The organism is Mucilaginibacter sp. P1_D10 (genome assembly GCF_056406215.1).
The window spans coordinates 91116-106311 of the sequence record NZ_JBFUAP010000009.1; the positions used below are offsets into that span (position 1 = coordinate 91116).

A 15196-nucleotide genomic window follows, 5' to 3' on the forward strand; every position below is an offset into this window, starting at 1 on the left:
TCAAATATATAAACAACAACGGGTTATATACCGAAATAATTTTGCCGGAAAACTGCTTCAAGATGTTTAATAAGGGACGTTCTGCGTCAATTGATGGGCATAAAAAAAGGAAACAAGCGGTTAAGCTGTTCCCTTTTTTTATGCGCCTGAGCTTCGGCTATAAACTTATTCTCCCCGTTTCAGCCCGAATTTTTCTATTTTGCTGTAGAGATGACTACGCTGGATATCGATATCGTCGGCAGTTTTAGATACGTTCCAGTTATTTTTTTCGAGCTTGAACTTGATGTACTCCCGTTCGGCGAAATCTTTGTATTCCTGGAAGTTGGTAAACTGGTCGAAATCTGTTTGAGGCGCGGCTGCTGCGGCCACGGTGGTAACCGGGGCGCTCGGATTGGCAAAGGCCTTTACGTCGGCATCGGTAATGGTTTTATCGCTCAGGATAATGAGGCGTTCTACCATGTTGCGCAGCTCGCGTATGTTGCCCGTCCATGGCAAGGCTTTGAGTGCCTCAAGGGCTGCATCGGATATTTTTTTGGTAGGCATGCCGTATTCGTTGCATATCTCATCCAAAAACGATTGGGTGAGCAGCGCAATATCATCACGGCGCTCGGTAAGCGGCGGTACGTGTATTAGGATAACGCTAAGGCGGTGATACAAGTCCATACGGAAGTTGCCAGCCTCAATTTCTTTAAGCAAGTCCTTATTGGTTGCCGCCACTACGCGTACATCTACATCAATTTCTTTTTCGCCGCCTACGCGGGTTATCTTGCTTTCCTGCAGGGCGCGCAGCACTTTGGCTTGTGCACTTTGGCTCATATCGCCAATCTCATCCAAAAAAAGCGTGCCACCGTTTGCCGATTCGAACTTGCCAATACGTTGCTTGATGGCCGAAGTAAAGGAACCTTTTTCGTGCCCGAACAACTCGCTTTCGATCAGTTCTGAGGGGATGGCCGCGCAATTCACCTCGATGATAGGGCCGTTGCTGCGGTTAGATTTTTCGTGCAGCCAGCGGGCAACCAGCTCTTTGCCGCTACCATTGGCACCTGTAACCAGTACGCGGGCATCGGTAGGGCCTACGCGCTCTATGGTTTCTTTTATTTTTAAGATAGCCTGCGATTCGCCCAGAATGGGGCGCACCTTGGATGCCTTGCGTTTGAGTACCTTGGTTTCTACAACCAGGCTGCCGCGGTCTAAAGCATTGCGGACGGTGATTAGCAGGCGGTTAAGATCCGGTGGTTTGGAGATGAAATCGAACGCGCCTTTTTTGCTGGCTTCAACGGCGGTTTCTACCGTGCCGTGGCCCGATATCATAATAAAAGGCAGGTCGGGTTTAAACGCTAAACCTTCGGTAAGCACTTCCATGCCATCCATGCGGTTCATCTTTATATCGCACAGTACCAGGTCGTAATCGTTTTTGCGGATAAGTTCGAGGCCATCTATGCCATTGTCCACATCTTCTACAACGTAGTCTTCATATTCCAGTATCTCGCGCAGCGTGTTGCGGATAGACCGCTCATCATCAATTATTAGAATTTTTGCCATGTGTTGTTAAAACGTAGTTTAGGTAGATATGTTTGCGGCTAAGATAGAAATTGTATAGAATAATACACATTTTTAGATTTGAGATGTGAGACATGAGATTTGAGAAACTGTTTCGGATAGTTTGATTTAGAATTTGAAGAGTATCTGGATATAGGTACCAATGAACTAAGTGAACCAATAAACTAAAAAACCCGCCCCGAAGGGCAGGTTTTTTATTCAGCTGCAAACCTGTAAGCCGGGTTCTGTGTTCCCCCGTAAGGGAATTCCTATCATTAATCTGGCCCTGCCGTTGCCGGCAGGTTCAATCAACCTACCCATTCTGACGTCCCCGTAGGGAGGCGGGAGCGAGCAGCTCCGCTTTCAGAACCTATTTGGTTTTTCAACTCCTGAGGTTTACCGCAATCCCGGTCGCCCGGGAAAGCCGTGAGCTCTTACCTCACGTTTTCACCCTTACCCCGAATCCCGATAGCTATCGGGACGGGGCGGTATATTCTCTGTGGCACTTGCTGTCGCCCGCTGCGGGCGCCTTCCCGTTAGGAAGCAGGATGCTCTGCGTTGCCCGGACTTTCCTCCACCCACTAAGCGCAAGTAGCGATAGGACGTTTTGCGGTGTAAAGATAGCGAGTAAAAATTGTATGTTTGTTACAACCCAAACCTAAATAATAAATGAAAGCATGGTTTAAGCATTTCATCCTCTTATCCGCAATATTGCTATGTGCTCTTGAGAGCATTGCTAAGCGGGTAAAACCTCTCTACCAAGATTTCGTGATTGTTAACAACAAAATTTATGTGCTCACCAATGGCGGCTATTTGAAAATTTATAACACCGATGATGGAAAGTTGGTAGGCAAGTTTGTTTCGTCGGCAACTATTAACCTAATATGCAAAGACCGGATAGGCAACCTGGTTGTTGTACTTAATAATGATGAAATAAGCAGGCTGAAAAGTGATGGGAATTGGGAGAAGGTAGGAAGTTATCACGGAAATATATTCAGCATTGCGTTCAATAGTAAAAATACATGTTTCCTGGTAACCAACAGGGGGGTGTACAATTGTACAACACGAGAAGCCCACATGCCTGATGACAAATTTTCACATTCGGAATGGAGCCATTTCGGCAAGGGAAACGGCTGGGAAACCAATCCCTCCGAGTACGATGATAACATGGGAGGCTATATGAGCAATAATGACATTTTATGGGCCTCGTCTGACCATGGGGAATGGGGGGATGACCTTTATATTTTTGACACCGCAACAAACACGTTTTATGATTATACAAAAGTTGCAGGGCTTCCCAGATTTGAATTAAACGAACGGGTATTTGGATTTTTGGGCGGGACGTTTGATGCTCAATTTGGAATTGAAGTTGTGACGTATGATAAGAAAACTGACCCCAATGGTTCTTTTTATTATGAAGGAAGTGTATGCTATAAGCAAGACAACGACCCCGCAGTCAAAAACTTTATTCCTTTTTTCGACGATTTTTATGTAGGAGGCTGTACTTACAACGGCGCTAATCATTTGGTTTACTTAATTACAGGAAAGGGATTGTTTACGATCGATCCAAAGAAACCGCCAATAAAGTTCTCCGAATTAAAGCCTGTGCCAAATTTCAAAATGATAACTCATCCGGTGGAGCGCTTTATATATCGACCGAGTAAAAATAAAAAGAAACGTTACGAAATGCAGTCGGAATATATTTCGAAAATAGAATTTGCATCTAACGGTAATTTAGTACTGCTGGCACCATATAACGGAATCAGGATATTTGACGGAAAAAAGTTAATCCTTATTCAATAAAACAAAGGCGATTGGTTGAAGCCAATCGCCTTTTGGTTATAATTTGCATATGCACATCTGTAATTTGAAGTGCACATCCATTATTTCTGGAACTCCGGCTTCAAATACGCTTTCATGGCTTTACGCATCTTCATTACTTTGGGTACAGATACTGCGCCGATGTAAGGATTTTCGCTGTGGAGGCGGTAGTAACCCTGGTGGTATTTTTCGGCCGGGTAGAATACTTTGAACGGTACGACTTGTGTAACCACGGGGTTAGGGTAGTGGCCCGATGCGTTCACCTTCTTGATGACGGCATCGATTGTTTCTTTTTCGCCTGGCGTACGGTAAAATACGATGGAGCGGTAATCGGTACCCTCGTCATTACCCTGGCGGTTAAGCGTGGTAGGGTCATGTGCCGAGAAGAATGCCTCGGCAAGCGTTGCGTAGCTGATAACTTTTGGGTCGTAATAAATCTGCACCGTTTCGGCGTGGTTGGTTGTGCGGGTGCAAACATCTTCGTAAGTGGGATTGGCCGTGTTGCCGCCGGAGTATCCCGAAACTACTTTGTTTACGCCTTTCAATTCGGTCATGGCTTCTTGCATGGCCCAGAAACAACCACCACCGAAGGTGGCAACTGCCTCGCCTTCTGATGGTTTTGGGACGGTAGCCATACCTTTTGGCTGGCCATTTGCGCAACCGAGGAACAATACCACCGATGCTACATATAATGCTAATTTTTTCATTCGTTGTTTTTTACTCTTTAGTAGTAATAAACGTAAAAACCTTACGGGAGATACGAGATTTTGGATGTGAGATTTGAGAAATGACGAAGCAATGTCAGAAAGCAATTCCGAATTCGAAATTCTCAAATCCGAAATCATCCCATCATCTCTTCCCCGCTTTTATCATCCACAGCAGCTTATCCAATCCGTTCAGTTTAATTTCGTAGGTGGTACTCATCAGCATGCCCAGTTTGCCCGGCGGGAAGCCTTTGCGCTGCATCCACTCCAGGTAGCTGATGGGGATGTCGCAAATCAGGGTATCTTTGTACTTGCCGAATGGCATCCGGGTCTTCACGATATCCACAAGTACCTGCGGGTCGGCGTTTAAGTTTTCCACGGTGCAAAAATAGGGAAATTAGCGTCTGATGCTGATTTTGTTTGGTTTTAATAAAGCCTAATGATGGGTATGGGGTTTTAGCCAATCCTCATTCAAAGCTTCGACGTATAATTCCAAACTAAGGTCTTTGTCTTGCGAATGTTTCCTACTGATGTTTATTACATCTCCTTCTTTTCTGTAAGGAACCTCATAATACGCTAACACCTGGGCCAAATCTTTATAAAATCCTTTGTTGATTTGTGCAGTTATTAAACCTTTCTGGCCATCATATTTTAATGGGGTGAACGGCACATATGACATTTCATAATAGGAAGATACATGCACCTATAATGGCTACTACTGAAATGGATATGATGATTCTCTTCCTCACCCGGATCATTTATGGCTGCTTACATAAAACTATCTGCTTCGCGGTAGGCTTTTATCAGCGCCAGTTCGCCCTCTTTGCCTGGGGCGGCGTTGCCATGCTCCATACCCATTACGCCGCGGTAGCCTTTATCATAAATATGTTTGAAGATGTTCTTATAGTTCATTTCGCCGGTGCCGGGTTCTTTACGGCCGGGGTTATCGCCTATTTGGTAGTAGCCAATTTCGTCGATAACCAAATCAAGCGTGGGTATGATATTGCCCTGGTTGCGCTGCACGTGGTACATATCGTACAGTATTTTGCAGCTTGGGCTGCCAACGGCTTTGCAAATGGCGTAGGCTTGATCTGGTGTACGCAGGAACAGGTTGGGGTTATCGCTCAGGGGTTCCAGCACCATAATGATGCCATGTGGCTCCAATATCGCGGTGCCTTTTTTAATGGCCTCGATCACATGCCCGGTTTGTACGCCGATAGGGAGCCAGCGGTCGAAATCGCCGGGGACTACCGTCACCAGTTTGCTGTTGATGCGTTTGGCTACTTCTACTGCCTGCCTGCACGATTTGATGAAGTTATCTACGTGCTCTTGCTTGCCCGATGCCAGCATATTGCCATCGTTACTGAGGCCCGGCTGCACAAAAACGCCCATTGCCATGCCAAGTTTAGCCAACGTATCGCCAATTTTCTGCTGTTGTTCTACCGGGCGGCCGCTCATGCCGTTATCTTCTATGGCGCGGAAGCCTTGGTCGTAAGCAAATTTTATCTGTTCCACAAAATCGTCGCCGGCGTGGTTCTTAAACATGCCATCGTGGATGCCGTAATTCAAGTTGAAGGTTTTGCTTGCGGCTGATGAGTTATCTTTTGTGGAGACAGCTGCGTTTAATACGCCACCGCTTAACAAGGCACCGCCGGCCAATACGGAGCTTTGCACGAAATTTCTGCGTTTCATAAGGGTTTATTTTGGAGGAGGCAAGATAGGGGAAAAGGTGACACGATTTAAGGATTTTAGGATTTTTCAGGACAAAAAGCATATGATCGCGGCCAGGGGAATAAAAATCTCGGGCATCAGATTATATTAATCCTAAAATCAAGCAAATCACGGTTCAGGCAACTTACCTTCTTTCAAAAACCCTCACCGTCTTCACATACCGGCCCTGGTAATAGCTGTTCATCTCGGTTTCGGTTACGCCAAGGTTATTATGGCCCGATGTGGAGTGGATAAACCGCAATGTTTGCCCCGGCTCTTTCAGAATGATGCCCATGTGGCCCACCACGCGTATGGTGCTATCGGTACCGGTGAAGAGCACCAGGTCGCCGGTTTGGGCATCTTTCAGGTCAATCTGGCGGTGCATATTGGTAAAGGCTTCCGAAGTTCGTGGCACCGCTATACCGAAATGGTTGAAAACATAAGTAATGAAGCCCGAGCAATCGAAGCCCTCAGTAGGGTCGGTAGAAGCGTATTTGTACGGTATGCCGGTGAGGCTACGTGCAAAGGTAACCAGTTCCAGTGGCGTGGTTTGCCCGGTTACGATGCGAGTGGTGTATCCGGCACTGTCCGCCGTTGGCAATGGAAGCGTGCCTTCAGGGGTCACGGCCACCTTGTCTCCGTTGCTGGTTATTACATACGTAGGCTCCTTTGGGCCACTACAGGCAAGCGCACATAGCATTATCAGACCGTACAGGGCGTTCCGTTTCATATCTATACTACACAAAACCAGCTTTTTAGTTTTAAATAAGGCTGATGGGCAGCGGCATCCACTTATTTTTAGATGATGATAGTGCTCATTGCATTTAAGCATTCGCGTATATCGCTGAATTTACGTGTCAGGGCCACTTTTTTTGATAATTGGCTTGTTTATGCTGCGATATTTTTCTTTACTTGCGTGCCAATTATCAACTCTATGGAACGCTATTGCCTTACCCTGGATTTACAGGACGACCCCACGCTTATTGCCGAATACGAAGACTGGCACCAACACGTATGGCCCGAAATATTAGAAAGCATCACCGGTAGCGGTATCGAGCATATGCAGATATACCGTTACGCTAACCGCCTTTTTATGATTATGGAGGTGGACGAGAGCTTCAGTTTTGAAGCCAAAGGCGCTGCTGATGCAGGTAACACTAAGGTGCAGGAATGGGAAACCCTCATGTGGAAATACCAAAAGCCCCTGCCCGGCTCCAGGCCTGGCGAAAAGTGGATGCTGATGGATAAGATATTCGATCTATAATATGCAAAAGATAGATTCGCATCAGCACTTTTGGCAATATAATTCCGTAAAGGATGCCTGGATAACCGACGATATGGCGGTGATACAGCGCGACTTTTATCCCGGCGATTTGCAACCCGTACTCGCCGCGCATGGCATTGATGGCTGCGTAGCGGTACAGGCCAGCCAAAGCGAGGCAGAAACCGATTTCTTGCTTGAACTGGCAAGCCTAAACCCTTTCATAAAAGGCGTAGTGGGCTGGGTAGACCTGCAAGCCGATACCCTGGAAGAACGGCTGAGGCATTACGAGCAATATCATGCGCTAAAGGGCTTCAGGCATGTTTTGCAGGCGGAGGCAGGGGAGTTTATGCTGAGCAATAAATTCATGCGCGGTATAGCGATGTTGCAGAACTACGGCTTTACTTACGATGTATTGATAATGCATAATCAGTTGAGCCATGCCTTGCAACTCGTAGCGGCATTTCCGCAGCAGCCGTTTGTTATAGACCATTTGGCAAAGCCAGCCATTGCGCAGCAGGAAATTGAGCAATGGGAAGCGGATATACGCGCCATTGCGGCACATCAGCATGTTTATTGCAAAGTATCCGGCTTTTGTACCGAGGCTGATTGGGCCAACTGGCAGGCCGAAGATATAAAACCCTATTTAGATGTAGTGTTCGACGCATTCGGCGTGGATAGGCTTATGTTCGGGTCAGATTGGCCGGTTTGCCTGGTGGCTGGTGGCTATAGCAAAACGGTGGAAGTATTGCGGCAATACCTTGCCGGGCTCCCTGCAGAGGCACAGGCCAAATTCTGGGGAGGCAATGCCGCCAAATTTTACAATTTAGACATCATATAACAGATAATGGATTTACAACTCAAAGATAAAGTAGTTATCGTTACCGGCGGCGCTCGCGGTATCGGCAAGGGCATAGCGGTATCGCTGGCAAAAGAAGGAGCCATTGTGTTCATCATCAGCCGTACCGAAGCCGAGAACCTGAACACCGTAAACGAAATTGTATCAATTGGCGGCAAGGCTTATCACACCGTAGCCGAATTAACCGACCCTGCGGCTTGCGCACGTGCCGTAGTCGATGTTATTGCCCAATGTGGCCGTATAGATGGCCTGGTGAACAACGCCGGCGAGAACGATGGCGTGGGCCTCCTGAGTGGGAGTTACGAGCGCTTTATGCATTCGCTACACAAAAACCTGGTGCATTATTATTTGGTGGCTCACCACGCGCTGCCCGAACTCATCAAAACGCAGGGGAGCATCGTCAATATCACCTCAAAAGTTGCCGATACGGGGCAGGGGGGAACGTCTGCCTACGCGGCATCTAACGGGGCACGCAACGCTTTAACCCGTGAGTGGGCGGTAGAACTGCTGCCGCACAATATCCGCGTAAACGCCGTAGCGGTGGCCGAATGCTACACCCCGCTTTACGACCGCTGGATAAAAACCTTACCTAATCCGGAAGAAAAACTGGCATCCATTACGGCTAAAATACCCCTCGGCAACCGCATGACTACTGTAGAAGAACTTGGCAACGCCGTCGCTTTCCTGCTGTCGCCGGTATCCAGCCATACTACCGGGCAAATTATGTACGTAGATGGCGGCTACACGCATTTAGATAGGTCGATTTAAATTAAGGAAGTATTATTGAATTTGGCAATTACAGTTTTGACAACTTTTCAAAAAAGTTGTCAAAACTTCCAAATCTTCACGGCAATCCTTGTCCAGGCTGCCAAATTACTTAGCTTTTACCTTTTGGTTTTCGTACCAATACCTGGCCAGCACAATAGGCAGTGCCACGCAAATAATAAGGATAGCCGCGCCAGTAACAGAGCCTTTGAAGGTGAACCTATGGAAGTCGATGTTTAATTTGCTTAGCGGCAGCACCAGTAAATTCATGATTACCCAAATCAGGATACCGTAAATAAAAGCAATCAATCCGGCGTTTTTACGTAAGGCTGCTATGCTGCTGTAAAGCACAAAAAATAACCATGTAAAACAAGCGGCAATAAGGTAATGAAAAGCTACTCCCAATAGTGCCGTGCCATTGCCGCCGGCAAAGGAAGCCTGGAGGCCGATAGCAGCCCCGGCAATATAATGAAAAACTGACATGGCCTGCCCGTGAGCAAGTATAAATATGGCAGCAAGCGCATCGAGCGTGCCGGCTATTAACGCCGCTACAATACCAGTAATCAATAAGTTTGGAGATTTTTTATCGGGCATGTTAAAGGGGATAAGGTTATGGCAGTAAATATGCACATAAGCTTTTAATAGTGTGGCATACAAACTCGTACAAGATGGTACAAGGTAAAAAAACAGCCTGATTGATAATATTATTCAACGCATATGAAATGAAAGGGAATTCCCTCAAAACGTCGCCAGAACACAATACAAATCATAAAAAAAACAAAAGCCCCCTCACACTCGCTGTTTGGGGGCTTTAACCTAAACCTTATCACAATGATGGCAGACGCCATCAGTAATAGATAGGCCGAATGTATTAAATAGTATTCAATATCACAAAGTGTTTTGTTAAGGTAATGTGAAATTTAATATATTCATTGGGTGTATTTTCTTATCAGTATAAAAGTTTTCGTGTCAGCAGTGTGATATTGACGCAATGGATTATCTGTCATAACATGTATTTAAACGGTTTTTTTTACAAAAATCCGGTTCGGTGGTTAACCACGATGTGGCCTTTCCCGCCCAAAAGCCTTCATCGATAAGACTGGCTCCTTCGCCGCCCGCGCGATGCCCGTGATATTATTAATATCATATAAATCAAAATAATATTTAATGTTACAACGCCTAAGTATCGCATATTGTTCAATATCATCTTCTTATTTCCCTCGGGTTACCACCTGCTGCATTATTATTATTCGTTATCTTTACTTTTATGACGAAGTTTAGCCTCTTATATCTTCTTTTTTTCTTTTGCCTGCAAAGTGTTTCTGCACAAATAAAATATCCGGGCACAGCCTTGGCTGTAGACACTCCAGGCATGTTTGCGCCCGGGCTGTTAACCGACGGCCTCAGTAACCGCGATTTTACCATTTCACCTAGTGGGGATGAGGCGTTCTTCACTATACAGCACCCTAAATTCATTGCCAGCGTAATAGTTCGCATCCAAAAGCGTAACGGCGTTTGGGGCAAGCCGGAAGTAGCACCGTTTTCCGGGATATATCGCGATTTGGAAGCGAGCTTTTCTCCAGATGGGAAAACCTTGTATTTCAGCAGCGACAGGCCACTGACAAATAAAAAACCCAAACGCGATTTCGATATATGGAAAGTGACCAAAACCGCCACCGGAGTTTGGGGCACGCCCGAAAACCTGGGGCCTGTTGTGAACAGCGCTAATAGTGAATTTTATCCCAGCGTAGCCCGCAATGGCAACCTTTACTTTACCGTAGAAGCCGCTTATGGCAAAGGCAGCGAGGATATCGTTTTGAGCCGCTACACGCCTAAAGGCTACGAGCCACCTATTAGCCTGCCCGAAGACATCAATACTAAATTTGATGAGTTCAACGCTTTCGTCGACCCCGATGAGCAGTTTATCCTTTTCACCTGCCAGGGCCGGGCCGATGACATGGGCAAAGGCGACCTTTACCTCGCCCGCAAGGATGCTGCGGGCAATTGGATGCCTGCCCAGCACTTGCCCGCAGGCATCAACAGCACTTCGCTGGATTATTGCCCTTACGTAACACCCGATAAAAAATACTTCATTTTTACCAGCAATCGCCTAAGTAAGGGCTGGTACGATGATAAAGCCGTTGATTATAAAACCTTGAAAGCACTGCTCAGCCAACCGGGTAACGGCTTGGATGATTTGTATTGGGTGAAGTGGAAATGGTAGAGAGGGGCAATAGCCTCGTGTCTGCCGTTCCGAAATAGCCTAACAATAGCCAAACTACTGTCGTTTCGGTATGCCTCATTTTTATAGATTGAGCCAGCATACTATCACCATTGAGGCTTACAAGAACACTTTTTAAGCTTAATCTGCCCCAAAACGCACTTTTTATAAAAAAAAGTTTGCAGGAAAAATATTATTTATATTTTTGTCGACATATTCTATAGACAATGTATTATTTAAATACCCCGGCCTTAGTTAAAACCTTTAAAATGCAGTGCCTTGCTGCATGCTGTTGTTGCTGATTTTCTGGCTAGCAACTTATCACGATTCATTTCTTTTTTAAACTTTTTACAACCTTAATCCATGAAAATTTCTACGAATTTTATAAAATTTATTGTGCTCTTCCTGCTCCTCGTCCCGACGGTGGCATCGGCGCAACTCAACGGCAGCTATATCTTAAGCGGTAAAGTAAGCGGCGAGCATGGCTTGCCACTGATAGGTACAACCGTTACCATAAAGGGCACCACCAACGCCGCGGTAACCGATACCACAGGTAAATTCTCGCTTACCACAAGCGCAAAATTGCCATTCACCCTGGTATTTACAGCAGTAGGCTATCAACCACAGGAATTTTATATCAAAAACGCCAATAGCGCGGTTAACATACAGCTAACAACACAATCATTATTGATAAACGAGGTGGTGGTAACGGCATCGCGAAGGGAAGAAAAACTGTTGCGCTCGCCGGTAGCTATCGATAAGCTCAGCATCAATGCGCTTAAGCAATCGCCCGGCCCCAGCTTTTACGATGCGCTGGAGAACGTTAAAGGCGTGCAGGTTACTACAACCAGTATTACCCTTAAAGTGCCTAACACGCGTGGTTTCAACAGCCCGAATAACTTCAGGTTTATGCAACTGGCAGATGGCGTGGATATGCAGTCGGCCACTTTGGGTGTACCGCTAGGCAATGCCATCGGCCCAACCGAGTTGGATATTGCCAGCGTTGAAATTACGCCCGGCGCGGCCGCCGCGCTATACGGCACCAACGCCATCAACGGTTTATCTAACTTGTTCACTAAGGACCCTTTCAAATACCAGGGACTTAGCTTTTATCACCGCAGCGGCGTAAACCACCTGGGTGATAACCTTGGCTCGAGTGCCATAACCGAGGATGCCATCAGGTTTGCTAAAGCTTTCAACGATAAATTCGCATTCAAGCTGAATGCGAGCTACCTGAAGGGGAAGGATTGGCAATCGAATACGCAGCAAGATCAAAACCCTACGAACCTTAAGACCGCAAATCCTGCTTACCCCGAGCTCACCGGCGCCAGCAACGCCGCTTATGATGGCTGGAATAAATACGGCGACGACGCCCTTGCAGGTAGCAACACCGTATCTATAAAAGGTATTACCGTAGATGGCGTAGCCCGCCCGGCCTTAACCGTTGCCCGTACAGGTTATAACGAAATAGACTTAGTGAAGCCCGACGTAACCAACCTGAAACTGGATGGTACGCTGGCTTACAAGCTTACCCCAAACACCACTTTATCATATACCTACCGCTATGGTAGGATGGACGGCGTTTTCCAACGCGGTAACAAAATATCATTGAACGGCGCTACCGTGCAGAACCATAAGCTGGAATTGAAAGGTAAGGATTTCCTGGTACGCGGGTACGAATCCATAGAGAACACAGGCAACTCGTTCAACGTAAAACCGCTTGCCGATAACCTTGATTTGAACCATGCGAGCAATTCGGCCTGGGGTACGTCTTTCAAAAACGCGCTTACGGCGTATGCCACTGCCAACGGCGGGCTAAAATCTACAAACCTTGCAGCGGCCGAGCAATTTGCCCGTGCAGCTGCCGATAAGGGTAGGGTAGAGCCGGGTACGCCCGAGTTTGATGCACTGCGCAAAACCATTATAGGCATCAACAACTGGGATTTTAAATCGAGCCTGATACCTGATGCCCCTGCAACAGGCGGTGCCGCCCTCATCCAAAAGAGCCACATGTTCAACGGCGAAGCACAGTGGGATTTGACCAGCAAAGTGAAATTTATAGACCTTTTGGTTGGTGGCGACGTGCGCGTTTACCAGATAATTCCGGATGGTAACAACTTCGTAGACTTTACCCGCCCAATTGCCGACCGCAACAAGCAACTTGCCGATGGTAGCTTCGGTGACAATGTTACCTATAAAAAATACGGCGCATTTACCCAGGTTACCAAGACGTTCTTCGAAGAGAAGCTGAAGCTGTTCGGTTCGGTACGTTGGGACTACAATCCATACTTCGACCCTAAGTTCACCCCGCGTTTGGCCGCTGTTTACTCGCCAAGCCAAAACCATAACTTCAGGTTCACCTTCCAGAACGGGTATCGTTTCCCGTCGTTGTTCGAAGCCTTATCTTACGTAAACAATGGCCGTGTTAAGCGCGTAGGCAGCCTGCCATTTATCAACGATGGCTTGGGTTACCTGGAGAACAGTTACACCCAGCAATCGGTAGTAGCCTTTAATAACGCGGTTAAAGCGGCATCTACCACCGGCGACGATGCCACCGCCTTAGCCAACCGTAACCTGTTGCAAGTGGCCAACCTGCCTAAAGCACGCCCAGAGCAAATCACTTCTTTCGAAGTGGGGTATAAAGGGATATTTGCTGATAACAAAGTATTTCTTGATGTTGATGCTTACACCAACCGTTACGATGGTTTCCTGGGCCAGGTGCAGGTATTCGTGCCAAATGGCGTAAAGGTAGGTAGCGATGCTGCCGTACTGGCCATGCTGGATATTAACCGCGATCCTACTACCGCTACCAGCACCAACGCCGCCAGCCAGGGCCAGGCCCGTTACAGGGTGTACACCAACGCCAAAAATATATATAACAACTACGGCTCTTCGTTGGGGCTTACTTATAACTTTTACAAACGTTACACCGTTTCGGGCAACGCAAGCTTTAATAAGCTGAAGGCGCAGAGCAGTTCAGATATATTCGTTACAGGCTTCAATACGCCAAAATGGTCGGGCAACTTATCCTTTGGCAACCGCGAGGTGGTAAGGAACTTTGGTTTCAACGTTGTTTATAAATGGCAGCAATCATACCTGTGGGAGAGCCCGCTGGTTACCGGTACGGTACCATCTATCCACACGTTCGATGCCCAGGTAAGCTTGCGCGTACCGACGTATTACGCTACGTTTAAAATTGGCGCAACAGACATTTTCAACAAACGGTACATTCAGTACGCTGGTGGCCCAACAATCGGCGGCATATACTATGCTTCGGTAACGCTTGACGGCCTGCTGAGCGGAAATGGAAACAAGTAAAACGACAAGCATCAAAAGCTGCGGCTTTTGATGGATACGAAGAGCTTTTTAGGTTTAATTTAGTTTTGAAGAGGCCGGCCCGCAAGGGGACGGCCTCTTTCTAATTTGGTGTGGAGCCGTTTTATTCTGCCCGGCTTATCGAAAGGATTTTTATAGGCTTAACCAGGTATTGCGCTTTGTCTTTTTGGGTCTGTATCAATTTTACCACGGCCATGCCTGCAGTAACTTTGCCAAAGGCAGCAAAGCCTTGTCCATCCGGATTGCGGGCACCGCCATAATCTAATGCGGGCTGATTGCCGATGCAAATAAAAAACTCGCTAGTTGCCGAATTTGGGCCGCTGCGCGCCATGGACAGCGTGCCGTTTTGATGCAACAAGCCGGTTTGTTTGGTTGTTTCGATTTTTATACTGTCCAGCGCGAGCCTATTGGGAACATTACCGCCTTGTATTACCTGTATCTTCACTTTGCGGTCAGCTTCGTTAGCAGGCGTACATACCCTGAAAAAGCTGCTGCCATCGTACGAATGCTTATCTACATACCGCATAAAGTTGGCTACTGTCGCAGGCGCTCTGTCCGGGTATAGTTCGATGGCGATATCGCCAAGCGATGTTTTTATAAGGCAATGGATGGGCGCCTGGGCAAAACAGGCCATGGAAAATGTGAGGGCAGCACAAACGAGCAAGATTTTTCGCATATAGTAAATAGAAATATAAGGGCATATGATGCCCGAGGTTTTTTAGGGTGGCGCAAATATACGATTTGAAGCGATTGCCTGGAGGGGGTGCTGAGGTCACTTAAAATAATAGGGTCGGCAAGGAAAAAGGGTTTACAAAAGGTTTACAGAAATCAGAATATTTTCTATTTAATTGATTTATAATCAAATACTTGATTGAAAAATTGGGTTTGCACCTGTTCAGGTGCCGGTTGGTGATTTATCAGCGTCATAAACAGACTCCAAACTAACAAATGCAAAAATTCTTTTTGATGCAGGGCAAATA

General features: G+C 46.8%; 13 protein-coding genes and 1 other RNA gene. 6 read left to right on the forward strand and 8 right to left on the reverse strand.

What is annotated here, in order from left to right; genetic code table 11:
* Nucleotides 1-165: 165 nt before the first annotated feature.
* The gene (locus tag AC1DYT_RS15675) at nt 166-1542 is read right to left on the reverse strand and encodes a sigma-54-dependent transcriptional regulator (RefSeq protein WP_477470522.1); all 1377 of its coding nucleotides are present in this window, start codon (nt 1540-1542) and stop codon (nt 166-168) included.
* Nucleotides 1543-1757: 215 nt separating this feature from the next.
* Nucleotides 1758-2153: RNase P RNA component class A (gene rnpB / locus AC1DYT_RS15680), an RNA gene on the reverse strand.
* Between the two features lie 55 nt (nt 2154-2208).
* Between rnpB and AC1DYT_RS15685 the strand changes: the two genes are divergently transcribed.
* Nucleotides 2209-3342, forward strand: a complete 1134-nt coding sequence (locus AC1DYT_RS15685) for a hypothetical protein (RefSeq protein WP_477470523.1) — start codon at nt 2209-2211, stop codon at nt 3340-3342.
* Nucleotides 3343-3422: 80 nt separating this feature from the next.
* On the opposite strand, the gene msrA is transcribed toward AC1DYT_RS15685, so the two are convergent.
* From msrA to AC1DYT_RS15705, 4 genes are all read right to left on the reverse strand, one after another.
* The gene (msrA, locus tag AC1DYT_RS15690) at nt 3423-4067 is read right to left on the reverse strand and encodes a peptide-methionine (S)-S-oxide reductase MsrA (protein WP_477470524.1); all 645 of its coding nucleotides are present in this window, start codon (nt 4065-4067) and stop codon (nt 3423-3425) included.
* A gap of 142 nt (nt 4068-4209) precedes the next feature.
* Nucleotides 4210-4443, reverse strand: a complete 234-nt coding sequence (locus AC1DYT_RS15695) for a DUF3820 family protein (protein ID WP_477459054.1) — start codon at nt 4441-4443, stop codon at nt 4210-4212.
* A gap of 389 nt (nt 4444-4832) precedes the next feature.
* Complete coding sequence (locus AC1DYT_RS15700) at nt 4833-5756, reverse strand: hydroxypyruvate isomerase family protein (RefSeq protein WP_477470525.1); 924 nt, start codon at nt 5754-5756, stop codon at nt 4833-4835.
* Nucleotides 5757-5919: 163 nt separating this feature from the next.
* Nucleotides 5920-6504 (reverse strand): C40 family peptidase, encoded by a 585-nt coding sequence (locus tag AC1DYT_RS15705; RefSeq protein ID WP_477470526.1) that lies wholly within the window; start codon nt 6502-6504, stop codon nt 5920-5922.
* 204 nt (nt 6505-6708) lie between these two features.
* Between AC1DYT_RS15705 and AC1DYT_RS15710 the strand changes: the two genes are divergently transcribed.
* From AC1DYT_RS15710 to AC1DYT_RS15720, 3 genes are read left to right on the forward strand one after another with little or no spacing between them, the layout of a single operon-like run.
* The gene (locus AC1DYT_RS15710; protein ID WP_477470527.1) at nt 6709-7038 is read left to right on the forward strand and encodes an L-rhamnose mutarotase; all 330 of its coding nucleotides are present in this window, start codon (nt 6709-6711) and stop codon (nt 7036-7038) included.
* 1 nt (nt 7039) lies between these two features.
* Nucleotides 7040-7876 (forward strand): amidohydrolase family protein, encoded by an 837-nt coding sequence (locus tag AC1DYT_RS15715; RefSeq protein ID WP_477470528.1) that lies wholly within the window; start codon nt 7040-7042, stop codon nt 7874-7876.
* A 6-nt stretch (nt 7877-7882) separates the two neighbouring features.
* Nucleotides 7883-8662, forward strand: coding sequence for an SDR family oxidoreductase (locus AC1DYT_RS15720; protein ID WP_477470529.1), 780 nt, complete (start codon nt 7883-7885; stop codon nt 8660-8662).
* 105 nt (nt 8663-8767) lie between these two features.
* Here AC1DYT_RS15720 and AC1DYT_RS15725 read toward each other — a convergent pair whose 3' ends face one another.
* A complete protein-coding gene (locus AC1DYT_RS15725) occupies nt 8768-9253 on the reverse strand; it encodes a hypothetical protein (protein WP_477470530.1) in 486 nt (161 codons plus the stop codon).
* A gap of 757 nt (nt 9254-10010) precedes the next feature.
* Here AC1DYT_RS15725 and AC1DYT_RS15730 point away from each other — a divergent pair.
* Nucleotides 10011-10883, forward strand: coding sequence for a TolB family protein (locus tag AC1DYT_RS15730; RefSeq protein WP_477470531.1), 873 nt, complete (start codon nt 10011-10013; stop codon nt 10881-10883).
* A gap of 360 nt (nt 10884-11243) precedes the next feature.
* On the forward strand, nt 11244-14198 hold the full coding sequence (locus tag AC1DYT_RS15735) for a TonB-dependent receptor (protein ID WP_477470532.1): 2955 nt from the start codon (nt 11244-11246) through the stop codon (nt 14196-14198).
* Between the two features lie 121 nt (nt 14199-14319).
* On the opposite strand, the gene AC1DYT_RS15740 is transcribed toward AC1DYT_RS15735, so the two are convergent.
* Nucleotides 14320-14892, reverse strand: coding sequence for a peptidylprolyl isomerase (locus tag AC1DYT_RS15740; protein ID WP_477470533.1), 573 nt, complete (start codon nt 14890-14892; stop codon nt 14320-14322).
* Nucleotides 14893-15196: the final 304 nt, after the last annotated feature.

Coding starts and splice junctions, on each gene's coding strand:
- AC1DYT_RS15710 (WP_477470527.1), top strand. CDS start 6,709: ATGGAACGCTATTGCCTTACCCTGGATTTACAGGACGACCCCACGCTT.
- AC1DYT_RS15715 (WP_477470528.1), top strand. CDS start 7,040: ATGCAAAAGATAGATTCGCATCAGCACTTTTGGCAATATAATTCCGTA.
- AC1DYT_RS15685 (WP_477470523.1), top strand. CDS start 2,209: ATGAAAGCATGGTTTAAGCATTTCATCCTCTTATCCGCAATATTGCTA.
- AC1DYT_RS15735 (WP_477470532.1), top strand. CDS start 11,244: ATGAAAATTTCTACGAATTTTATAAAATTTATTGTGCTCTTCCTGCTC.
- AC1DYT_RS15740 (WP_477470533.1), bottom strand. CDS start 14,892: ATGCGAAAAATCTTGCTCGTTTGTGCTGCCCTCACATTTTCCATGGCC.
- AC1DYT_RS15720 (WP_477470529.1), top strand. CDS start 7,883: ATGGATTTACAACTCAAAGATAAAGTAGTTATCGTTACCGGCGGCGCT.
- AC1DYT_RS15675 (WP_477470522.1), bottom strand. CDS start 1,542: ATGGCAAAAATTCTAATAATTGATGATGAGCGGTCTATCCGCAACACG.
- AC1DYT_RS15700 (WP_477470525.1), bottom strand. CDS start 5,756: ATGAAACGCAGAAATTTCGTGCAAAGCTCCGTATTGGCCGGCGGTGCC.
- AC1DYT_RS15705 (WP_477470526.1), bottom strand. CDS start 6,504: ATGAAACGGAACGCCCTGTACGGTCTGATAATGCTATGTGCGCTTGCC.
- AC1DYT_RS15725 (WP_477470530.1), bottom strand. CDS start 9,253: ATGCCCGATAAAAAATCTCCAAACTTATTGATTACTGGTATTGTAGCG.
- msrA (WP_477470524.1), bottom strand. CDS start 4,067: ATGAAAAAATTAGCATTATATGTAGCATCGGTGGTATTGTTCCTCGGT.